Source organism: Pedobacter sandarakinus, from assembly GCF_026240095.1.
GTDB classification, from domain to species: domain Bacteria; phylum Bacteroidota; class Bacteroidia; order Sphingobacteriales; family Sphingobacteriaceae; genus Pedobacter; species Pedobacter sandarakinus.
In genome coordinates, this window is record NZ_JAPIVG010000001.1 from 765299 (window position 1) to 778201 (window position 12903).

Annotated in this window: 13 protein-coding genes; 2 read left to right on the top strand and 11 right to left on the bottom strand. The window is 39.8% G+C overall.

Features of this window, described 5'->3' with window-relative positions; all coding sequences use genetic code 11:
* Nucleotides 1-157 precede the first annotated feature (157 nt).
* Genes OQ268_RS03240 through OQ268_RS03250 form a run of 3 tightly spaced genes read right to left on the bottom strand, consistent with a single transcriptional unit; the run spans nt 158 to nt 2612 of the window.
* A complete protein-coding gene (locus OQ268_RS03240) occupies nt 158-844 on the bottom strand; it encodes a hypothetical protein (RefSeq protein WP_265854631.1) in 687 nt (228 codons plus the stop codon).
* A 29-nt stretch (nt 845-873) separates the two neighbouring features.
* Nucleotides 874-1716, bottom strand: a complete 843-nt coding sequence (locus OQ268_RS03245; RefSeq protein WP_265854633.1) for an isoaspartyl peptidase/L-asparaginase — start codon at nt 1714-1716, stop codon at nt 874-876.
* Nucleotides 1717-1736: 20 nt separating this feature from the next.
* Complete coding sequence (locus OQ268_RS03250) at nt 1737-2612, bottom strand: cyanophycinase (RefSeq protein ID WP_265854635.1); 876 nt, start codon at nt 2610-2612, stop codon at nt 1737-1739.
* A 285-nt stretch (nt 2613-2897) separates the two neighbouring features.
* Between OQ268_RS03250 and cphA the strand changes: the two genes are divergently transcribed.
* Nucleotides 2898-5513: a cyanophycin synthetase gene (gene cphA / locus OQ268_RS03255; protein WP_265854636.1), complete on the top strand. Its 2616-nt coding sequence runs from the start codon at nt 2898-2900 to the stop codon at nt 5511-5513.
* Between the two features lie 54 nt (nt 5514-5567).
* Here the strand turns inward: cphA and OQ268_RS03260 are convergent, their stop codons facing one another.
* The gene (locus OQ268_RS03260; protein WP_265854637.1) at nt 5568-6023 is read right to left on the bottom strand and encodes a PA2169 family four-helix-bundle protein; all 456 of its coding nucleotides are present in this window, start codon (nt 6021-6023) and stop codon (nt 5568-5570) included.
* A 273-nt stretch (nt 6024-6296) separates the two neighbouring features.
* Here OQ268_RS03260 and OQ268_RS03265 point away from each other — a divergent pair, with 273 nt between their 5' ends.
* Nucleotides 6297-6980 (top strand): hypothetical protein, encoded by a 684-nt coding sequence (locus OQ268_RS03265; protein WP_265854639.1) that lies wholly within the window; start codon nt 6297-6299, stop codon nt 6978-6980.
* Nucleotides 6981-6999: 19 nt separating this feature from the next.
* On the opposite strand, the gene OQ268_RS03270 is transcribed toward OQ268_RS03265, so the two are convergent.
* The 7 genes from OQ268_RS03270 to OQ268_RS03300 all read right to left on the bottom strand — a co-directional run bounded on the left by OQ268_RS03270 (nt 7000) and on the right by OQ268_RS03300 (nt 12811).
* Nucleotides 7000-7734: a ThuA domain-containing protein gene (locus OQ268_RS03270; RefSeq protein WP_265854641.1), complete on the bottom strand. Its 735-nt coding sequence runs from the start codon at nt 7732-7734 to the stop codon at nt 7000-7002.
* Nucleotides 7735-7769: 35 nt separating this feature from the next.
* On the bottom strand, nt 7770-8204 hold the full coding sequence (locus tag OQ268_RS03275) for a low molecular weight protein-tyrosine-phosphatase (protein ID WP_265854643.1): 435 nt from the start codon (nt 8202-8204) through the stop codon (nt 7770-7772).
* A complete protein-coding gene (locus OQ268_RS03280) occupies nt 8205-8630 on the bottom strand; it encodes a hypothetical protein (RefSeq protein ID WP_265854644.1) in 426 nt (141 codons plus the stop codon). It lies immediately after the preceding gene.
* A 53-nt stretch (nt 8631-8683) separates the two neighbouring features.
* A complete protein-coding gene (locus OQ268_RS03285) occupies nt 8684-9490 on the bottom strand; it encodes a S1/P1 nuclease (protein ID WP_265854645.1) in 807 nt (268 codons plus the stop codon).
* Nucleotide 9491: 1 nt separating this feature from the next.
* Complete coding sequence (locus OQ268_RS03290) at nt 9492-9998, bottom strand: fumarate hydratase (protein ID WP_265854646.1); 507 nt, start codon at nt 9996-9998, stop codon at nt 9492-9494.
* Nucleotides 9999-10244: 246 nt separating this feature from the next.
* Nucleotides 10245-11642 (bottom strand): class II fumarate hydratase, encoded by a 1398-nt coding sequence (fumC, locus tag OQ268_RS03295; protein WP_265854648.1) that lies wholly within the window; start codon nt 11640-11642, stop codon nt 10245-10247.
* A gap of 422 nt (nt 11643-12064) precedes the next feature.
* Nucleotides 12065-12811, bottom strand: coding sequence for a UDP-2,3-diacylglucosamine diphosphatase (locus tag OQ268_RS03300; RefSeq protein WP_265854649.1), 747 nt, complete (start codon nt 12809-12811; stop codon nt 12065-12067).
* Nucleotides 12812-12903: the final 92 nt, after the last annotated feature.

A 12903-nucleotide genomic window follows, 5' to 3' on the forward strand; every position in this document is an offset into this window, starting at 1 on the left:
AAAACAAAAAAGAGACAGCAATATTACCGTCTCTTGTTAAAACTTACCAAATCTAACTAAAAGGTTGATATTTAACAATTCCTTAAGGTTAACTCAATTTAAATTTTTTTGTTTGAGATAAAATAGCTGGAAAGATGTAAGGCAGAAATCTGAATTTTTACATCGCTTTTTTCGCAGTCGTTTTGTTAGATATTACCGCTCTTGCTTCGTTGATTTGACCCTTGTACTGAGTAATTTTGGATGCGCTAGCCAACCATTCTGCCGTCTTGAGATCACGGAGTGCCAAGGTAAAATCCTTCTTTTTAATTTTTACTTGAACAATACCTAAGATAGATTCGATATAGATGCTATTACTTTTTAATTGCTTGGCTAGAATGCCCTGTTGTGTATAAAACCACATCGATTGTGTCGACTTATTGTTCGCTAAATATACCTTTCCTAGCAATCCATATGTATTCATTAAGCCCGTTTTACTGCCTAGTTTTGAATAATTTTTTAAGGCTACGTTGAGGAGTATCTGTTCTGCGTCAGTGTAGCGACCGAGTTGATAATGCATGCTACTCATTTTAATAATAGCTTGCCCGTACCTGATGAAGTTTTTTGCAGCGTTGTATTCGAATGCGGCCTTCCCGAATAAAGTTAGGGCTTCGTTAAAATCACCCTTTTTCTCAGAATCTTCTGCCTCTTCATAGAAAGAGTTACCATCTTCAAGTATAAACTTTGAAACTGAAATGGTAATTGCACTGCTACCATTTGGCTCCTGAGCATCAACTCTATCTATGTTTTGAGCGTAAAGTTGTAATGATGTAAATAAGCCCGCAAGAGCCAATACAAATTTGGTCATGCAACAAAAATAATACTTTATATTTAACTTTAGCTAAATACCTGTAAATTAACATCGAAAGATGCCCAAACCATGTATGGGTGGGAATCGAGATGATAAATTTCGCCATTATGCGCAATTCCGACTACCCCAGCAAAGCCATCAATTTTACTTAATTCCTTGAAGGATTTTTCACAAGCATCCTTTAAAGAAAATCCATCGCCAACACGTGTAACAATTTTTGCTGCTAAAGCGTTACTCACAATATCTTCGCCAACACCGGTGCAAGAAATACCAGCATAACCGTTAGCAAAATTGCCGGCAACGGTTGCAGAATCGCTTACGCGGCATGGAATTTCAAATCCCTTTCCACCTGTTGATGTGGCTGCAGCGATATTACCATCTGCGTCTAGTGCCACGCAACCAACCGTTCCTTTGTTATTTAACTGGTTTAATTTAGCCTCGTACTCGCTTTGTCTTTGTGAGGTGATTGGATTAAAATAGCCGAAACCATTTTTTCGGGCGAAATCTTGCGCACCGCCTCCACTGAGCACCCGGTCGTCGAAAGGCATCAGATGTTGGGCAACTTGGATAGGGTTTTTAACATCTTCTATGTTGATGACACCACTAAACTTCTCTGTTTTCCCATCCATCAGTGAAGCGCTCAGTCTTACTTTACCATCACTCTGGATTTGAGAACCAATGCCAGCATTAAACAATTCATCATCTTCTAACAAACTGACGGTATAGACCACCGTTTCTAGCGCTGTATGCGAGCGTAGGTACTGGTGCCCTAGCGTTACAATTCTGGCTAAAGCATCTTGCTTGGCTCTTTTGGTTTCCTGGTTAGTAGACGATTCGCTGAAGAACCCTCCATGGATGATCAATTTCATAAGTAGATAAGGGTATTTGGTTAGGCTATTGGTGCCACCTTTGGATGATGAATAATCAAGCTGTGATCATTCAAATCGTAAACATCACCATCGCACATAACATGTACAACCATGTTTTTTATAGATACTGGCTGGCCCATTTCTACATCGGTTAAATTGGTATCTGCCATTTGCCTGCCATCTACCAAGATCACCATTCCAGAACCAATTGCTTCCATATTATGTCCGTTAGAAATGAACAAGCCCGTATCTTCGCCTAAACCAATGCCTAAAATGCCAGGGTTACTTGCTGCAGCATACAATAACCTACCAATTCTTCCGCGTTGCACAAAATGCGTATCTACAATAACATCATCGATAAAACCTAGTCCGCCAGTAGTTTTAACTTCACCTTTAAGCAAAGCATCTTTACTGCTGCCCTGGTAAATCATGTTTTTAGAGCTTGCCGCTGCGCCTGCTGATGTACCTGCAATTACAACCGGCTCATTTTTATATTTATCTAAAAGTATTTGGTGGATTTTTGTACCTCCAAAAATAGAGGACAGCCTTAATTGATCGCCACCAGTAAAAATAATTACTTCAGCCGATTTAATGCGTTCGCAGTTTTCCTCTGCATTAGCTTCCTCTCTATTGGTGATATTAAGTACGCCTAAGTTATGCACATCCAATTGAGCATAAGCTTTAATGTATTCTTCACCAACCTTTTCTGGCATTAAAGATGCCGTTGTAATGATTTCGAAACGAGATTCGGTATCTTTTATCGATTCGGTGGTAATTCTTTTTAAGATTCCTCTTTCAAAAAAATTCATGTTTTCGGGCAATCCAAATTGCGTTTCTGCAAAGCTGCCTGTGTTTATTGCACCACCGATAATGATGAGTTTGCCTTTCGGAACCATTCTTTGTGTATTAGTTATCCTATCAAAAAACCCAAATATATCAGCTTATGATAAAAAACACGACTTTTTTTGTCAATAATTGTGCAATTACCAACAATTGTGGAGATAAATATAACGCCTATTTTTATCTAGAATGCCTGTAGATAAAACAAATAGCCATATAAATTGATTTAGGTATTTGGATTAACAACTTTCAAAATAAATGCATATTTTACAATCATCAATTTAGTTGATAGAAGAGCCATTCTGCTTAACTGCTACTCATCAAAAACGACAAATAATTTCATGAAAATATATAACATACAAGTATTAAGAGGGCCGAATATTTGGTCGATTAGCCGGAAGAAACTTATTCAAATGCGCTTGGATTTGGAAGACCTTGAGCAAAGGCCAACCAATGTGATAGAAGGTTTTAGCGAGCGGATAGAGAAGCTGTTGCCAAGTATGTTTACACATCGCTGTTCTAAAGGGGTAGAGGGCGGTTTTTTTACCCGTGTTAAGGAAGGCACCTGGATGGGGCATGTTATTGAGCACATTGCCTTAGAAATACAAACTATTGCAGGTATGGAAACTGGTTTTGGTCGTACACGCCAAACCAAAACTGAAGGAATTTATAATGTTGTATTTAGCTACCTGGAAGAAAAAGTTGGTGTTTATGCCGCAGAAGCTGCGGTAAGAATTGCGCAGGCGCTCATCGATGATGAAGAATATGACCTGGAGCATGACATTAGACGCATGAAGGAGATACGCGAACTTGAAGCATTAGGCCCAAGCACAGGCTCTATAGTTCAGGAGGCGGTAAGTAGAAACATTCCATGGATCAGGCTAAATAAAAGCTCTTTGGTACAATTGGGTTATGGAAAAAACCAAGTGCGGTTTCGTGCCACTATGACCGAGAAAACCAGCAGCATTGCTGTAGACATTGCCAGTAATAAGGAGGAAACAAAAAGACTACTTACTGAGGCGGCAATTCCTGTAGCATCTGGGGTAACTATTTCTAACGCCGACGATTTGGAAAGCTCGGTAAATAAAGTTGGCTTCCCTTTGGTTTTTAAGCCTCTCGACGGAAATCATGGTAAAGGCGCAACCATTAATGTTAAAACCATGGACGCTGCTAGAGCTGCGTTTGAATATGCGAAAACGTATTCACGCAGGGTGATTATAGAAAAATTTATTACCGGATTTGACTTTAGGGTTTTGGTGATAGACCATAAAGTAGTTGCCGCAGCACAACGCGATCCTGCGCATGTGAAAGGAAACGGCATCCATACCATTCAAGAATTAATAGACAAAGAAAACGAAGATCCTCGCCGGGGTTATGGACACGAAAATGTGCTTACCGAAATTGCAGTAGATAGAGATACTTTAGACTTACTTGCTAAAAAGGAATATACCCTGGAAACCATACCCGAAAAAGGAGAGGTAGTGTATTTAAAGTCTACGGCCAATTTAAGTACTGGCGGAACCTCTATTGACGTAACCGATATTGTACATCCGCAAAATATCTTTATCTGCGAGCGGATTTCGAGGGTTATAGGTTTGGATATTTGTGGAATTGATATTATGGCGCAAAATCTTACGCAGCCCCTTACCGAGAATGGCGGTGTGGTATTGGAAGTAAACGCGGCGCCAGGATTTAGGATGCATTTAGCTCCCAGCGAAGGCTTGCCGAGAAACGTAGCTGCTTCTGTTGTAGACATGCTATATCCACAAGGAAGATTATCTCAAATTCCAATTATTGCGGTAACCGGAACAAATGGAAAAACCACCACTACAAGACTCATTGCACATATTGTGAGGAGCAATGGTAAGCGTGTAGGTTTTACCACCAGCGATGGCGTTTACGTACACAATACAATGTTGATGAAAGGCGATACTACTGGTCCGGTAAGCGCTGAATTTATTTTAAAAGACCCCACTGTTGAGTTTGCGGTATTGGAAACTGCTCGTGGCGGCATTTTGAGGGCTGGGCTTGGCTTTAACGCCTGCGATATTGGCGTAATTACCAACATTCAAGAAGACCATTTAGGCATTTCAGACATCCATAATCTGGATGATCTAGCCCGTGTTAAAGCAGTAGTTATCGGCGCTGTAAGACGTAAAGGCTGGGCAGTACTTAATGCTGATAATGGATATTGCGTTAAAATTGCCAGAGATGCCCGTTGTAATGTGGCATACTTTAGCATGGATGAGAACAATCCGGTAATTAAAGATCATTGTAAAAAAGGTGGCATTGCCGCAATTTATGAGAATGGGTACATTACCATTAAAACTGGAGACTGGAAGTTGCGGGTAGATAAGGCTACACATATTCCACTAACCTTTGGCGGCTCGGTTAATTTTATGATCCAAAATGTGTTGGCAGCAACCTTAGCCGCTTATTTATGGGGATATAAACCCGAAGATATTCGCTTATCTTTAGAAACGTTTATCCCTTCTGCAGCACATACGCCAGGGCGAATGAATGTTTTCAGCTTCAAAGATTTTAAAGTGTTGGTAGATTTTGCACACAATCCTGATGGGTTTAATGGCGTAAAATCTTACTTGCAAAGCGTTGAAGCATCAGAACATGTTGGTATTATTTCCGGAACTGGTGATAGAAGAGATGAAGATATCATCGAAACGGCTAGAATAGCAGCGCAAATGTTCGATAAGATTTATATCTGCCAGGAGAAATACCTTCGCGGACGTGAGCAGCAAGAGTTAATAAACTTGCTATTACAAGGAATTAAGGAAGTAGATCCGAATAAGGAGATTATCATTAACAACACCAGCACAGCATGTTTGCAACAAGCCATCGATCATGCAACAAAGGGTTCGTACATCACGATATTAAGCAATACCATAGACAATACGATCCAACGGGTAACCGAGCATTTAGATCGCGAACTGGAATCTTAATATACAAAAAAGTCCTCCCAAACGGGAGGACTTTCCTATAATTGGTTGATTTTATTATGCTTGCGAATCACGAAGCCTTTTAATTTCATCGTGCGATGTTCTTAGCGCCGCTTTTTGTTCTGAGATGAGCGTTCTAATGTTGGCTGGCAAGTCTTCAACCTCTAAAGCCATTTTATACGCGTTTTGAGCCGCATCCTCACCAAACTCACAATTGTTTAAAACTGTTTTGCGGTCGTGACCTGTAAATAACGCTTTTACATCCATCCATGCACGGTAAATTTTGCCGGAATTTGTGGTACCTGAATCGATATCTTCGCCAAGAGCAGCGATTTCTGTCCCTAAGGCCATTTTATATTTTTGGCTTTCAGAAATCATATTTAAAAATAGTGTTTTCAAATCCGCATCTCCATCTTTTAATTCCTGACGTGCTTTTTCGTAACCCACTATACGATCGTTATTAATTTGAACTAAGTCGTTTAAAACTTCTGTTGTTAATGTTGTAGTTTTCATGTTTTTATAGATTTTGATATACTATTGCAACAGGAACCAGATAGAAAGGTTTGTAATTTTTTTAAAATAGACATTTTAGCTAAACCCTTAATATTGTTTGCAAATAGAAAGACTTCCTATTTGTGTCATGATAATTTCTTTAGGAGCTAGAAATCACCTGACCAATTAACGTCGCAAAGTTTTTACGCAAATTTTGAAGCAAATAGGACACGTTTGAGTTTATCAACTACACAATGGTTATGTTATTTTTAACTTTTATATTTAATATTGGATATGATACAAAACCCACCAGATGGCGGTACTGCGTACACTGAAACCGATTTGACACAATTTTTCCCCGAACCGTTAAATACCATAACAAGCTGCTTCTTTTTAGCCATTGCCATATATTGGACTTTTAGGGTATGGGGGAAATTTGGCACGCATACCTATTTAAGTATTGCACTCATTCTCCTATACATTGGCGGCATAGGTGGCACAACATACCATGGTTTAAGAAGATGGCCAATTTTTATAATGATGGATTGGATGCCGATTATGCTACTTTGCTTATCGGCAGGCATTTACTTTTTGGCGAAACTAACCAGGTGGTACTACGCATTGCTAATTATTGTGTTCTACGCAGCTTTCCAATTTTATGTTCGTCAGTTATTTACGGGAGGAGATTTCCAGATCTTCATCAACATTAATTATGCACTTATGGCAGCGATTGTATTGTTCCCTGTATTTGGCTATCTGCTGAAAACAAAATGGAAACACGGAAAATGGGTAGGCTTTGCCTTATTAGCATTTGTTTTTGCATTAACCTTTCGCATTGCCGATAAATGGGTACTACTATCAGTCGGGACACATTTCTTATGGCATACTTTCGGTGCCATTGCCAGTTTCTGTATGCTTCAATATATCTTCTTAGTGCATGAAAAAAACGATGCGGTTTTGGTAAGAAGAAGCATTTAATTGGAAGGTGAAAATTGACCTACTTTTCTTTCATTTTCTTACCTGTTGCGTATTCGATACCACCTGTTAGATGCTGTAAAAACTTTTGGTCTTTCCAGCACTCGCTAGTATGCCCCATTGAGGTATAGAAGGCTCGTCCACCCTCAAACTTATGGTACCAGCTAAATGGATGATATGCCCCATTTTTACCACCTTTGTAAGATGATTCATCGATGGTTAATAGCACCTTAATGTCTGGACTGATGTCTTTAAAATTATAGAGTTCATCGCGGTGTATCCAAACGGAATCTGTTAAAAATGCTGTAGCCGGATGATTTTTATCCCTAACGACGAACGTGGCTTGTTGCACAGCCGGGTGACTTGAGAAATAAGCACCTGCTAGCTTTCCATACCAGGGCCAATCATATTCGGTATCAGTTGCCGCATGGATGCCAACATAGCCGCCTCCGCTTTTAATATACTGCTCAAAAGCACTTTGTTGCTCACTATTTAGAACATCACCAGTAGTGCTCAAGAAAACTACAGCGGCATATTTTTTTAATTGCTTTTTAGTAAACATAGCGGCGTCTTCGGTAGTGTCAACCAAAAAACCTTGCTGTCTACCAAGTTCTAGAATTGCCCGTTTTCCATCAGAAATGGAACTGTGTCTAAAGCCTTTAGTTTTCGAAAACACCAGGATAGCTTTGTTTTTTTGAGCATAAACGGTACTGGCAAGCGCAATTAAAAATGCAAACAGAACAAGGTATTTTTTCATAGCAGGGATTTGGTTAACAATAGCGAAAGCCTAAATTACGAAAGTTGTTTGATAATTTCTTTACACCGATCTTCTACCTGTTTGCAAACAACGCTAAATAAGTCGTTATCCCAATAAGGATCAACTACTTCGTTATCATCAAGAAATAGTTTTACCTTTTGACGTTCGCCGTTGGTTCTGGCCATCCTCGCAACATCATTCAAGTTATTCCGATCCATTACTAAAATAAGATCATAATAGTCGAACATCTGCCGGTTAAACTGCTGTGCCCTCTGCATGCTGATATCGTAGCCAAGAACTTTTGCTGCTGCAATGCTTCTGTTATCTGGCGCCTTGCCAATGTGCCAGTCTCCTGTACCTGCAGAAGCAATTTCCCAATTTAGATTTTCGTCATTTGCCAACTGCTTCAAAATTCCTTCGGCCAAAGGAGAGCGACAAATATTGCCCAGGCAAACCATTAAAATTTTCATTTATTTAGATTTCGCTTTATAAACAGACACGAGCGTATAAACTGTGCCACCGGCTGCTGTGAATGTGGTGGTTTGTGTAAGCTTTTTACCATCTAACATTAGTGGTTCTGCAAATGCAGATAAAAATATCTTATTGCCATCTCTTCGCCAGGTTTTTATTCCGAAATTGTCGAACATGTCGCAAAGTGCGCCATTAGAACTCATAATGTAAGTACCGTTTGCATTAAATAAAATAGACATTCTCGCAATACAACTCTCCGCCCCCATTAATTCAATGTAATTGGTGCTGGTTTTGCCGCTGGTGGTTAAGGCAGGGGTTATGGTTGAAGATTGAATTTGCCAATTATTGTCGGCCAATTTCTGATCCGAGCCTTTTTTGCAAGCAAGCACGGTACAAAGCAAAGTGAAAAATATCAGTTTCTTCATCTGGTATCTATTTAATGCCTAAACGCAATTGGTTGGCAATGTGCTACATTATTTTAAGCATAGATATCATTAAGCATTTTTGCCAAGCGAACCCCACCTTTTAAAAGTTGTTCATTTAGGGTATTTACCCAGTCGAAATTATAACGATAACTCAATTTAGAATCTGGTTTTGTGCCTTCGTAAATTTTATCGCATATCTGGTAAGACTCGTAAATGCAATCTTTTAAACTGGTATTCTGCCAATTGTAAAGTTGAATTTTAGATGGATGGTTAATCGCTTTAGCAAATTCTGTATAGCTTAGTTGCTGGTATTCTATCAGTTGTTCATCCCACACACGGTGCAGGTTAGATTTTTCGTTGAACCACAATAACGAAACCTTATTTCCACCTAAATCGTCTTGATGGCCGGTGTGCATAGGCTGACATAAATCGCCAGCCATGTGTACCAACATACGTAGCGCAAGTTTCTTTTCCTCGGCACTGGTATTGGTTTTTTTTAGCGTGGCAATGAGCTCTTCTAATTTGTTATAAAGATTTGGAGCTTTTTGCGTTTCGAGAATATTAAAAACACCTTGCTTATCTAACCCAGCAGGAAAATTAACAAAATGCCAGTTATAAAGATAATCAAAAGCAGGATCTGATTTAATAAAGTCGCCCCAGTTTGCAGACATGGCCAAAGTCTCTGAACCCAGAATTGCCTGCACAGCTTTACGTGTTTTGGCTTTTAGGTAACTATCGGCAACTTCACCAACAACGCGGTGGCCAATCATGCCCCAGGCATTGGCTTGCATAGGTAGATAAGCCATAAGGCAAACCAATACAACAGTTGTAATTTTTCTTTTTGTTGAAATTAAATTCATTTTATAATTCTTTTTGTACGCAGTTAATTTTTTCCTTTAAAGATAATATAATTTCACGCTGGTCTGTTAAGCTTTGCAATACCAGGGTATCGGCAGATTTTTTCTTGATAAGGAAATTCTTATCGTAACGGCCAATTCGATAGCATCCAGAAATTTTCTGTTTATAGTTGGCATAGGTAAAAGTGGCGCCCACGAATAAAGTATCGCCCTTCACAGCATATACACCTTTGGCATATTCTTTCCAAAGCCCATTGTTATAACAGGAATCTTCGTAAAAATTGATTTTGCTATGCGTAACCATATCCAGGTAAATAGAATCGCAGGTAATTTTGATATGGTGCTGGGTATAGTTGCTTAACTTGTTGCTATAGGCTACCGAATCTTCGTTCCAAACGCCTTGCATAAAGGCTTCGCCCTTGCCCTGAATATTGGGGCGAGGAGAACAGGCACTATAGAAAGACAGGATGCCGAAACACAGGCACAAGAGCCACAAAAAATTAAATTTCATTGTACAATTGTGGGTTTTAAGCCAGGTGATTTATTTAATGATGTGTGAACAAGTTATTTGCTTTTACCCAGAAATGGTTTGCTTTTGGCGTTTGGAACACTGTTTTTATTGCTTTAAACCCGATTGAAGCGGAATACTTTTGATTAGACCCTGGAAGGTTTGAAAAACCTACCAGGGTTTGAAAAAGATTGAAGCAAAAAGCGGGACTAGCGGCACCGATGCACGCTTAGCTTTGCTTTTCAAAAACTATTTCAAGCTACCAACCATATCTTCTGGTCGAACCCACTCATCGAACTGTTCGTTAGTAAGCAAACCTAATTCTACAGCTGCTGCTTTTAATGTTTTATTTTCTTTATGTGCTTTTTTGGCAATTTTAGCGGCATTTTCGTAACCCACATGTGGGTTTAATGCCGTAACCAACATTAGCGAGTTTTGCAAATGTTTCTCTATCTCTGGCAAATTTGCGGTAATGCCTTCTGCACATTTATCGGTAAAAGAAACGCAGGCATCGCCAATTAAACGGGCAGATTGCAATACATTTGCGGCAATTAATGGTTTAAAAACATTCAGTTCGAAATGACCAGACATGCCACCCACAGAAACAGCAACATCGTTACCAATAACCTGTGCGCAAACCATTGTTAATGCTTCTGGCTGGGTTGGGTTTACTTTACCCGGCATAATTGAAGAACCTGGTTCGTTATCTGGAATTACAATTTCGCCAATACCACAACGCGGACCCGAACTTAACATCCGCACATCGTTTGCAACCTTCATTAATGCCACGGCAGTACGTTTTAGCGCACCAGAAAGTTCTACCATTGCATCATGTGCAGCTAACGCCTCAAATTTATTAGGCGCCGTAACAAAAGGTAAACCCGTTAATTCGGCAATTTTTTTAGCTACTAAAACATCGTAACCCTTTGGTGTATTTAGGCCAGTGCCAACAGCGGTACCGCCCAAAGCCAGCTCGGCAACCATAATTAGAGCATTTTTAATAGCCCTGATGCTGTTGTCTATTTGCTGAACGTAACCCGAAAATTCTTGACCTAAAGTTAAAGGCGTAGCATCCATAAAATGAGTGCGACCAGTTTTAGTGATCCCAGCAAACTCCTCTACCTTTTTAGCTAAAGCATTGCGCAATTTTTCTAATCCAGGGATGGTATTTTCTACAGTTAATTTGTAGGCCGCAATATGCATTGCCGTTGGATATGTATCGTTAGATGATTGCGATTTATTTACATCATCGTTAGGGTGAAGTACTTTTTGATCGTCGGCCAAAGCCCCGCCATTTATCACATGAGCACGATTTGCAATCACCTCGTTTCCGTTCATGTTGCTTTGTGTACCAGAACCGGTTTGCCAAATTACCAGCGGAAATTGGTCATCTAGTTGGCCGGCGATAATTTCATCGCAAGCTTTGGCAATTAGATCTGCCTTATCTGCTGAGAGCACGCCAAGCTCGGTATTTGCAAGTGCGGCAGCTTTTTTTAAATAGCCAAAAGCGTGTATAATTTCTTTAGGCATAGAACCTTCCGGTCCGATTTTGAAGTTATTGCGTGAGCGTTCGGTTTGCGCACCCCAGTATTTATCAGCAGGCACCTGCACCTCGCCCATGGTATCGTGTTCTATTCTAAAACTCATTGTATTTTGGTTTTTGTTGTGGCAAATTTAAGTTTTTTGCCTATAAAGCAAGGTATTATATTAGATATTTACGAAGCTTTTATTCGAAGATTCTTAGCTGCGGTCTCTTAGATTTAGAAAGGTGCTGCAGAATTTCTTGGCTCTGGTTCTGCCCTGCTGATTCGCTAAAATCTTTTTGTGGATGTTAAGGCGGAATATGTTAGGAACTGCAGCAAAAAGTATTCCGCTGCCATCAGGTTTATTTACAACAGCAAACCTCCGTTTGAACCACTTTATGTTAACATTGCAGGTGTGGTACAAATGCTTCCCGCACAGAGATTGGGCCGTTGCTGTGAAAGCTTCATTCCATTACACTGAGCATTTCTATCTTTTAAAGTACTGGTATTTATTCTTCGATGATCAAGCCCGGTTGCTTAAAGAAATTATGGTGTGGTATAGTACGCTAGCTTTAGCGTATCGCCGTCGAAAACACCATAAGAATAATAAGTAAGCCATTCACCAATATTTACGTATCGGCTCCCATTGCCCAAATCGAGATCTAATGGCAAATGTCTGTGGCCAAAAATGAAATAATCGAAATGTTGTTTCTGCAACTGTTCCTTCGCATAAATGGCTAACCATTCATTTTCCTGGCCCATGAAAACCTCTTTTTCGGTTTGTGCAGCTCTGCTACCCTTGCTCCATGCATTGGCAATACCAATACCAAAATTAGGATGCAGGCGTGCGAATAGCCATTGGCAAAGCTTGCTCCTGAAAATTTTCCTTAGAAACTTGTATTTATTATCGCCCGGACCTAAACCATCGCCATGGTGCAAATAAAATTTCTTACCGTTCCGTTCAATAATCCGCTCATCGCTGATAATTTCCATTCCAATTTCCTTGGCGAAATAATCTCTTACCCACATATCATGGTTGCCTTTGAAGAAATATATTTTTATTCCTGCATCGGCCATGGCAGCCAGCTTTCCCTGCAAACGAATGAAGCCTTTAGGAATTACTTTAGCGTATTCGAACCAAAAATCGAAGATATCGCCCATTAAAAAAAGTTCGCTGCAATTTGGCGCAATAAAATCGAGCCATTTAACAATTCGATCTTCGCGATTACGGCTTTCGGCATAATTTGGAGTGCCTAAATGAAAGTCGGACGCGAAATAGATGTTCTTAGCCATGTAGGTTTCAAAGGTAGTTGAAAAAGACTAAATGAGAAAGGTTTGAGAATAAAGACTAACGTTAAACAACTGATGAGCCAATTAATTATAAG

What these genes read in the sequence shown, in the direction of transcription:
- OQ268_RS03265 (WP_265854639.1), top strand. Translation starts at nt 6,297, where the DNA reads ATGATACAAAACCCACCAGATGGCGGTACTGCGTACACTGAAACCGAT.
- OQ268_RS03275 (WP_265854643.1), bottom strand. Translation starts at nt 8,204, where the DNA reads ATGAAAATTTTAATGGTTTGCCTGGGCAATATTTGTCGCTCTCCTTTG.
- OQ268_RS03260 (WP_265854637.1), bottom strand. Translation starts at nt 6,023, where the DNA reads ATGAAAACTACAACATTAACAACAGAAGTTTTAAACGACTTAGTTCAA.
- OQ268_RS03280 (WP_265854644.1), bottom strand. Translation starts at nt 8,630, where the DNA reads ATGAAGAAACTGATATTTTTCACTTTGCTTTGTACCGTGCTTGCTTGC.
- OQ268_RS03245 (WP_265854633.1), bottom strand. Translation starts at nt 1,716, where the DNA reads ATGAAATTGATCATCCATGGAGGGTTCTTCAGCGAATCGTCTACTAAC.
- OQ268_RS03250 (WP_265854635.1), bottom strand. Translation starts at nt 2,612, where the DNA reads ATGGTTCCGAAAGGCAAACTCATCATTATCGGTGGTGCAATAAACACA.
- fumC (WP_265854648.1), bottom strand. Translation starts at nt 11,642, where the DNA reads ATGAGTTTTAGAATAGAACACGATACCATGGGCGAGGTGCAGGTGCCT.
- OQ268_RS03240 (WP_265854631.1), bottom strand. Translation starts at nt 844, where the DNA reads ATGACCAAATTTGTATTGGCTCTTGCGGGCTTATTTACATCATTACAA.
- cphA (WP_265854636.1), top strand. Translation starts at nt 2,898, where the DNA reads ATGAAAATATATAACATACAAGTATTAAGAGGGCCGAATATTTGGTCG.
- OQ268_RS03270 (WP_265854641.1), bottom strand. Translation starts at nt 7,734, where the DNA reads ATGAAAAAATACCTTGTTCTGTTTGCATTTTTAATTGCGCTTGCCAGT.
- OQ268_RS03300 (WP_265854649.1), bottom strand. Translation starts at nt 12,811, where the DNA reads ATGGCTAAGAACATCTATTTCGCGTCCGACTTTCATTTAGGCACTCCA.
- OQ268_RS03285 (WP_265854645.1), bottom strand. Translation starts at nt 9,490, where the DNA reads ATGAATTTAATTTCAACAAAAAGAAAAATTACAACTGTTGTATTGGTT.
- OQ268_RS03290 (WP_265854646.1), bottom strand. Translation starts at nt 9,998, where the DNA reads ATGAAATTTAATTTTTTGTGGCTCTTGTGCCTGTGTTTCGGCATCCTG.